We start from the raw sequence: 7,582 nt of genomic DNA, 5'->3' as shown, positions 1-7,582 counted from the left end.
GCCGAGCATCGTGCGACGTGAGAAACGAGCGGATTCCATGGCACCTCTCCTGTTCCTGTCTCTGGTGGCGCGCCGCTCGCCCGAAGGGCGGCGAAGCGTCCCGGTTTGTTGCGAGGCCGCTATTCGGCGGCCGTCTTGGCTGCACTGTCCTTCCAACGTTTCATGAGCGTGTTCGACGGCAGGCCTTCGTCAAAGGCCTTCTTCGCCGTCTCGACGCCGGCGGTCGGGTAGAGTTTTGCGTCGAGCACGCCGATCTGGACGAGCACCGAGGCCTGGTCCCAGTAGATGTGCTCCGCAACAAGCTTGTCGCCGCGGAAGCGGACGATCGCGACCAGCGGGATCTCGACATATCGGCCGGTCGGTGCCACGCCGGGCAGCATCCAGTCGATCTCGACGTCATGGGTGAAGCAGAACAGCATCTCGTCCACCAGCCGGTCGACCCCGACGGTGCGGCTGATCGGGATCAGTTTGGTGTCGGCCGGGGTCTTCGGGATGAAGTGGTTGGCGTAGAACTGGTACAGCTCGTCATGTCCGACGCCGCCGGTCATGGTCGGGATGTGGTTGACGTAAGGCTCGGCCACCATCGTCGCCATGGTGGCGCGGGCGTCGCGGGTGGCGAATTCCAGCGCGGTGTGCTGCTCCCACAGCGCCGGCAAATCGTAGCTCGGCCCCATCACCCGGCGGAACAGGGCCAGGCTGCGCGAATGGGCCATCAGCGACGCCGGCTTGTCGAAGCTCGCCCGCACCGGCACGTTGAAACCATGGTCGGCGCCGGGATAGACGAAGGTCTCGACATCGCTGCGGCCGGCGAAGGCGGCGGCGATCGCGTCCCGCGTCTGCGGCGGGATGTGGCTGTCCAGCTCCGGGAAGTGGAACACCATCGGGCAGCGGATCGCGGCGGCCTCGCCCAGCAGCGGCTCCAGCCCGGTGCCGTAATAGCTGACGGCCGCGTCGACATGGCTGCGCGCCGCGACGAGATAGGCCAGCCTGCCGCCCAGGCAGAAGCCGAGCGCGCCGACCTTGCCGCGGCATTCCGGCAGCCGGCGCAGCGCCGACAGGGCGGCCACGGAATCGGCGACGGCGCGGTCGACGTCCAGGCCCTCCCGCAGCGCGCGGGCGCGGGCGGCGCCGGCCTCGTCATAATCGAGCGAGACCTTGGCCTCCTGCCGCCAGAACAGGTCCGGCGCCAGCACGACATAGCCTTCCTCGGCATACAGGTCGGCGACCGCCTGGATGTGGGTGTTGACCCCGAAGATCTCCTGCAGCAGCAGGATCCCGGGGCCGGAGCCGGCGGCCGGCACGGCGAGATAGCCCTGGAAGCGGCCGCCGTCATCGGCCGTGATGTCGACCCATCTGCTGGTCATGACCCTGATCCCCGATTGGCTGTCCGGGAGCGCCTGCCCGGATATGGCTGGTCACGCTGAGAACGGCGAATCCGGGGGCGCCGGCCGAGGTCTCGGGCGGCACGGCATCCGGGGGCTGCATCTTCCGCGGTTATACTTTAAACTTAAAACAGATCGGGTGGCCACCAGCAGCGTTCAGGACCGAAGCGTGATGATCGACGCCGAGACCAAGGTCACCGACCGACCCAAGGACCACCACGTCGAGCTGCGGCTGTGGCTGCGGCTGTTGACCTGCAGCACGATGATCGAGCGCGAGATCCGGCGCCGCCTGGCCGAGAGCTTCGACACCACCCTGCCGCGCTTCGACCTGATGGCGCAGCTGTACAAGATGCGCGAGGGGCTGACGCTGGGCGAACTCAGCCAGCGGCTGATGGTGTCCAACGGCAACATGACCGGGCTGGTCGAACGGCTGGTCGAAGGCGGGCTGGTGGCGCGCGAGCAGTCGCAGGCCGACCGGCGCAAGCATGTCATCCGCCTGACCGCCGATGGCGAGCGCCAGTTCGCGGCGATGGCGGCGGCGCATGGCGACTGGATCGCCGAGATGATGGCGGGGATGGACACGCCGCAGATCGACCGGCTGATGGAGCTGCTGGGCCATGCCAAGGCCTCGGTCGCCGGCGCGACGGCGCCGCGGGGCCGGGCCAGGGCAGGATAACCACCCACCCCGGCCCGGGATAGCTCAGGCCGTCCGGGCGACGCGGGGGGCGGTGACCAGGTTGACCACGACCGCGACCACGATGTTGACGGCCAGCGCCAGCAGTCCGGAATAGACCGTGATGGTGCTGCCGCCGATGGTCAGCGCCTGCAGCGGCTTCAGGCCGTTCTGCCACACGACCCAGCTGCCGCCGAAGAAGCCGACCGCCCAGCCGGCCAGCAGCGCCGGGGCCCGGAACCAGCCGAAGAACAGGCCGAACACCAGCGCCGGCAGGGTCTGCAGGATCCAGACGCCGCCGAGCAGCTGCAGGTCGAGCGCGAACTGCGTCGGCAGGAAGACGATGACCAGGAGAGCGCCGACCTTGACCACCAGCGAGGTGACCTTGGCCACCTGCGCCTCGCCGGCATGGCTGACGCCGGGGTCGACATAGGCCTTCCAGAAGTTGCGGGTGAACAGGTTGGCGGCACCGATGCTCATCACCGCCGCCGGCACCAGGGCGCCGATGGCAATGGCGGCGAAGGCGAAGCCGGCGACCCAGCTGGGGAACAGCGTCTGGAACAGCGCCGGCACCACGTCGTTCGGGCTGGTGACGTTCAGGTTGGCGGCATGGCCCATGTAGCCGAGCAGGGCCAGCAGGCCGAGCAGCAGCGTATAGGCCGGCAGCAGCGCCGCGTTCTTGCGGATGGTGTTGACGCTGGCCGAGGCGAAGATGCCGGTCAGGGTGTGCGGATACATGAAGGCGGCGAGGGCGGAGCCCAGGGCCAGCGAGGCATAGGCCACCATCTGGCTGTCGCCCAGCAGGATGCCGCCCGACCCCTTGGCCTTGAACGCGTCATCGGCGACCTGGAACACATGGGCGTAGCCGCCGAGTTCCCACGGGATCAGCGCGATCGCGGCCAGCACCGCGATGTAGATCATGATGTCCTTGACGAAGGCGATCAGCGCCGGCGCGCGCAGCCCCGCCGAATAGGTGTAGATCGCCAGGATGATGAAGGCGATCGCCAGCGGCAGCTCACCGGTCAGGCCCAGCGCCTTGATCACCGCGGCCATGCCGACCAGTTGCAGCGCGATATAGGGCATCACGGCCAGGACGCCGGTGATGGCGACCGCCAGCTCCAGCGCGCGGGAGCCATACTGGCCGAACACCACGTCGCCGGCGGTGACGTAGCCGTGCTCCTTCGCGCGCTTCCACAGCTTGGGCATCACCAGGAAGACGAAGGGATAGACGATGATGGTGTAGGGCAGGGCGAAGAAGCCGTAGGCGCCGACGGCATAGACCAGGGCCGGCACCGCGATCACGGTGTAGGCGGTATAGAAGTCGCCGCCGACCAGGAACCAGGTGACCCAGGTGCCGAAGCGGCGGCCGCCCAGGCCCCATTCATCGATATGGGCCATGGTCTCGCCGCGCTGCCAGCGGGCGGCCAGGAAGCCCATCACCGTGACCAGGATGAAGAAGAAGGCGAAGACGGCGATGGCGACGAGGTCGAGCTCAGTCGTCATGACGCACGCTCCGATAGACGATCCAGATGATCAGGGCGGTCAGCGGCACCCAGGCGAACTGGTACCAGTAGAAGAATGGGAACCCCAGGATCTCCGGGTCGTGCCGGTTGTAGAACGGCACCCACAGAAGCCCGAGATAGGGCAGAAGCAGCAGCCACAGGGCCGGCCGCCGTGAACGCTCAGGCATGGATATGATCCTCCTCCACAGGCCCGGAGCCCCCCGGCGCCCGATCTGGCGCCACCCTGCCACCATGCGGCGAGAAGTGAATAGGAATTTGTACGGCGGCGGGGTTGCCGGCCGTGCCGCCGTCGATTCCTGCCGAGCACACCGCGCGGCAGATCGGATCGTGTCGATTGGCACGAATCGTGCGTAAGTCTGACGGAGCACAGAGGCATCATGTCGACACTGACCATCCGGCACGTCACGACCTATCGCTATCGGCAGCCGGTCGCCTTTGGCGAGCATCGGATGATGCTCCGTCCCCGCGACTCCCTCGATCAGAGAGTGATCGGGGCCAGCCTCGAGATCAGCCCGGAGCCGAGGAGCCTGCGCTTCGTTCAGGACGCGTTCGGCAATCACGTGGGGATCGCGCGGTTTTCGGGCCGCTCGAGCGAATTGTGCTTCGAGAGCACCGTGTGCCTCGAGCTTTCATCGCCGGACGCGGCCGGCCTCGATCTGAAGGACGCTGCGGGCACCTTTCCGGTCGACTACAGCGGCTGCAATTCGCCCGAACTCGCCGAGTGCATCGAACGCCAACAGCCCGATCCGGAAAACCAGGTCGGCCGCTGGGCGCGTCAATTCCTGCCGCCGGATGGGCCGATCGGCACGATCGAGCTTCTCACCCGGCTCTCGCATGGCATCAACCGCGGCTTCCTCTACCGGCGGCGGGAGGCGAAGGGGATCCAGCAGCCGGTGGAGACGCTGCGGCTCGGCCATGGCAGCTGCCGGGACTTCGCCATGCTGATGATCGAGGCGGCCCGTTCGCTCGGTTTCGCCGCGCGGTTCGCGTCCGGATATCTCGCCATCCCGTTCGACGAGCCGGAGGAGCCCGCCAGTGGTTCGGCCCACGGGTCGACCCATGCCTGGGCACAGGTCTATCTGCGGGGCGCCGGCTGGATCGACTTCGACCCCACCAGCGGCAGCGTCGGCAAGATCGGTCTCGTCACCGTTGCGGTCGTGCGGGATCCGGACCATGCGCTCCCGCTGCATGGCACCTTCACCGGGTCCGCGTCGGACCATCTCGGCATGGAGGTGCAGGTCAGCGTCACCTCCGGTGCGCCGGACGCGACCCGCACAACACATCAACGCGTCGTGTGCCCATAATTCGGGCAATTGGCTTGATCGACGTCTATCGCGGGCAAGAGACGTCGTCTTTTGACCATTGGAAGACCATGGAATAGGGATGCCGGATGAAGATCCGTGTCGGCTACGAACTGATCTACGACTTCCCGCAACCCACGCCGGTGATCATGGTCCTGGGGACCCACTTCACCCGGGCCTCCGACGTCATCGTGCCGGACCATCTGACCACCAGCCCGTCCGTGCCGATCACCCCCTACCGCGACGGCTTCGGCAATTGGTGCAGTCGCATCGTCGCCCCTGCCGGTCGGATTCGCCTGTCGGCGGATGGCGTCGTCCGTGACACCGGCCTGCCGGACCCGATCGTCCCGTCGGCGACCCAATCCGCGGTGGAGGATTTGCCGGGCGAGACCCTGATCTTTCTCGTCGGCAGTCGCTATTGCGAGACCGACCGCCTGTCCGACGTGGCCTGGACTCTCTTCGAAAAAACGCCGCCGGGGTGGGCGCGGGTCCAGGCGATCTGCGATTTCGTGCACCGCCACATCGCCTTCGGCTACGAGCATGCGCGCGCGACCAAGACGGCCTGGGATGCCTTCAACGAAGGCAAGGGCGTGTGTCGCGACTACGCGCATCTCGCCATCACATTCTGCCGCTGCATGAACATTCCGGCGCGGTATTGCACCGGCTATCTCGGCGAGATCGGCATGCCGCCGCCCTATGGCCCGATGGATTTTGCTGGCTGGTTCGAGGCCTATCTCGGCGGTCGGTGGTACACATTCGACGCGCGGAACAACATCCCGCGCATCGGCCGCGTGCTGATCGCCTTGGGCCGCGACGCGGCCGACGTGCCGATCACCCACACCTTCGGGGCCAACACGCTGGTCAGTTTCAGGGTCTGGACGGACGAAGTCGGCGAGGATCCGTCCCTGCTCTCCTGAGGCTGCCGGTCGCGGCGGGCGGACGAGGCCACGATCTCCCTCTGGTCGACTGAGCGACCGGCTGGGGCCTTCTTCAGCGGCGCCAGCATCTTCATATCGTCCCGGGCCATCGGCCAGCCGGGTGGAGCAAACACGATCTTGCTGCCGAGATGTTTCAAGCTTAAAGTATCTCGTGGAGGACAGCATGGCCGATCCGAACGGACTGAAGGGCAAGCATGCGCTGGTGACCGGCGGCGGCAGCGGCATCGGGGCCGCGGTGGCGGCCGCCCTGGCGGCGCGCGGTGCCACGGTGACGCTGATCGGCCGGACCGAGGCGCGGCTGGCCGACATGGTCGCCGCCGGCCGGGCCCATGGCTACGCCGCCGCGGATGTGACCCAGCCGGACAAGCTCGAAGCCGCCATCGCGCGACTCGTCGCCGATCATGGGCCGGTGGCGATCCTGGTCAACAACGCCGGGGCGGTCGAGACCGCACCCTTCGCCCGCACCGACCGGGCGATGTGGGACCGGATGATCGGCCTCAATCTCGGCGCGGTGTATGAGGCGACGCGGCTGGTGCTGCCCGGCATGGTCGAACGCCGCGACGGCCGCATCATCAACATCGCCAGCACCGCCGGCCTCACCGGCTACGCCTATGTCGCCGCCTATTGTGCCGCCAAGCACGGCGTGGTCGGGCTGACCCGGGCGCTGGCGCAGGAGGTGGCGGCCAAGGGCGTCACCGTCAACGCCGTCTGCCCCGGCTACACCGACACCGAGCTGGTGCGCGACAGCGTGTCCCGGATCGAGGCCAAGACCGGCCGCAGCCCCGACCAGGTGCTGGCCGAGCTGACCCGCGTCAACCCGCAGGGCCGGCTGGTGCGGCCGGAAGAGGTGGCGGCCGCCGTCGCCTGGCTCGCGGGCCCGGAGGCCGCCAGCGTCAACGGCATCTCGCTGCCGGTTTCCGGCGGCGAGGTCATGTGAGGGACAGGATGAGCCAGTTCGCCGTCACCGCACCGCTGGGCGAATACCGGGCGCAGCATTTCCTGTGGTCGGTCGAGGGCAAGGTGGCGACCATCACCCTGAACCGGCCGGAGCGGAAGAACCCGCTGACCTTCGACAGCTATGCCGAGCTGGTGGCGGTGTTCCGGGCGCTGGCGGCCGATGCCGATATCAAGGCGGTGGTGGTGACCGGTGCCGGCAGCAATTTCTGCTCCGGCGGCGATGTGTTCGAGATCATCGGCCCGCTGCTGGACCGCGACATGGCCGGGCTGCTGGAATTCACCCGCATGACCGGCGACCTCGTCAAGGCGATGCGCGCCTGCCCGCAGCCGGTCGTGGCGGCGGTCGACGGCGTCTGCGCCGGCGCCGGGGCGATCCTGGCCATGGCGTCCGATCTGCGGCTGGGGACGGAGCGCAGCCGCACCGCCTTCCTGTTCACCCGCGTCGGCCTGGCCGGCTGCGACATGGGCGCCTGCGCGATCCTGCCCCGCATCATCGGCCAGGGACGGGCGTCGGAGTTGCTGTTCACCGGCCGCAGCATGGGCGGGGCGGAGGCGGAACGCTGGGGCTTCCTCAACCGCCTGGTCGAGCCCGAGGCGCTGCAGGATGAGGCGGCGGCCCTGGCCCGCTCGCTGGCGGACGGCCCGACCTTCGCCCACGCCATGACCAAGCGGATGCTGCACCAGGAATGGGACATGGGCGTCGACCAGGCGATCGAGGCGGAGGCCCAGGCCCAGGCGGTGTGCATGCAGACCCGCGATTTCCGCCGCGCCTTCGACGCCTTCGCCGCCAAGGCGAAGCCGGTGTTCG

The 7,582-nt window shown here is 68.2% G+C and carries 8 protein-coding genes; 5 read left to right on the top strand and 3 right to left on the bottom strand.

All coding sequences use genetic code 11. The features are described from left to right. Positions 1-119: 119 nt before the first annotated feature. Positions 120-1,364, bottom strand: a complete 1,245-nt coding sequence (locus AC3XYG_RS14840; RefSeq protein WP_489140611.1) for a dienelactone hydrolase family protein — start codon at positions 1,362-1,364, stop codon at positions 120-122. Between the two features lie 190 nt (positions 1,365-1,554). Between AC3XYG_RS14840 and AC3XYG_RS14835 the strand changes: the two genes are divergently transcribed. Next, a complete protein-coding gene (locus tag AC3XYG_RS14835; RefSeq protein ID WP_489140612.1) occupies positions 1,555-2,058 on the top strand; it encodes a MarR family winged helix-turn-helix transcriptional regulator in 504 nt (167 codons plus the stop codon). A 24-nt stretch (positions 2,059-2,082) separates the two neighbouring features. Here the strand turns inward: AC3XYG_RS14835 and mctP are convergent, their stop codons facing one another. Continuing rightward, on the bottom strand, positions 2,083-3,558 hold the full coding sequence (mctP, locus tag AC3XYG_RS14830; RefSeq protein WP_489140610.1) for a monocarboxylate uptake permease MctP: 1,476 nt from the start codon (positions 3,556-3,558) through the stop codon (positions 2,083-2,085). Further along, complete coding sequence (locus AC3XYG_RS14825; RefSeq protein WP_309793351.1) at positions 3,548-3,745, bottom strand: DUF3311 domain-containing protein; 198 nt, start codon at positions 3,743-3,745, stop codon at positions 3,548-3,550. The genes mctP and AC3XYG_RS14825 overlap by 11 nt, the downstream gene beginning before the upstream one ends. Positions 3,746-3,955: 210 nt before the next feature. Here AC3XYG_RS14825 and AC3XYG_RS14820 point away from each other — a divergent pair, with 210 nt between their 5' ends. From AC3XYG_RS14820 to AC3XYG_RS14805, 4 genes are all read left to right on the top strand, one after another. Continuing rightward, on the top strand, positions 3,956-4,882 hold the full coding sequence (locus AC3XYG_RS14820) for a transglutaminase family protein (RefSeq protein ID WP_489140609.1): 927 nt from the start codon (positions 3,956-3,958) through the stop codon (positions 4,880-4,882). An 86-nt stretch (positions 4,883-4,968) separates the two neighbouring features. Beyond that, complete coding sequence (locus AC3XYG_RS14815) at positions 4,969-5,796, top strand: transglutaminase-like domain-containing protein (protein WP_489140608.1); 828 nt, start codon at positions 4,969-4,971, stop codon at positions 5,794-5,796. A gap of 184 nt (positions 5,797-5,980) precedes the next feature. Continuing rightward, positions 5,981-6,754, top strand: coding sequence for an SDR family NAD(P)-dependent oxidoreductase (locus AC3XYG_RS14810; protein WP_489140607.1), 774 nt, complete (start codon positions 5,981-5,983; stop codon positions 6,752-6,754). A gap of 8 nt (positions 6,755-6,762) precedes the next feature. Next, on the top strand, positions 6,763-7,582 hold an 820-nt coding region (locus AC3XYG_RS14805; RefSeq protein ID WP_489140606.1), incomplete at its 3' end, for an enoyl-CoA hydratase family protein.

Source organism: Inquilinus sp., from assembly GCF_057815775.1.
Note: the sequence above shows the minus strand (reverse complement) of the source record. Positions and strands in the feature narration are given on the sequence as shown.

What these genes read in the sequence shown, in the direction of transcription:
- mctP (WP_489140610.1), bottom strand. Translation starts at nt 3,558, where the DNA reads ATGACGACTGAGCTCGACCTCGTCGCCATCGCCGTCTTCGCCTTCTTC.
- AC3XYG_RS14835 (WP_489140612.1), top strand. Translation starts at nt 1,555, where the DNA reads ATGATCGACGCCGAGACCAAGGTCACCGACCGACCCAAGGACCACCAC.
- AC3XYG_RS14810 (WP_489140607.1), top strand. Translation starts at nt 5,981, where the DNA reads ATGGCCGATCCGAACGGACTGAAGGGCAAGCATGCGCTGGTGACCGGC.
- AC3XYG_RS14815 (WP_489140608.1), top strand. Translation starts at nt 4,969, where the DNA reads ATGAAGATCCGTGTCGGCTACGAACTGATCTACGACTTCCCGCAACCC.
- AC3XYG_RS14840 (WP_489140611.1), bottom strand. Translation starts at nt 1,364, where the DNA reads ATGACCAGCAGATGGGTCGACATCACGGCCGATGACGGCGGCCGCTTC.
- AC3XYG_RS14820 (WP_489140609.1), top strand. Translation starts at nt 3,956, where the DNA reads ATGTCGACACTGACCATCCGGCACGTCACGACCTATCGCTATCGGCAG.
- AC3XYG_RS14825 (WP_309793351.1), bottom strand. Translation starts at nt 3,745, where the DNA reads ATGCCTGAGCGTTCACGGCGGCCGGCCCTGTGGCTGCTGCTTCTGCCC.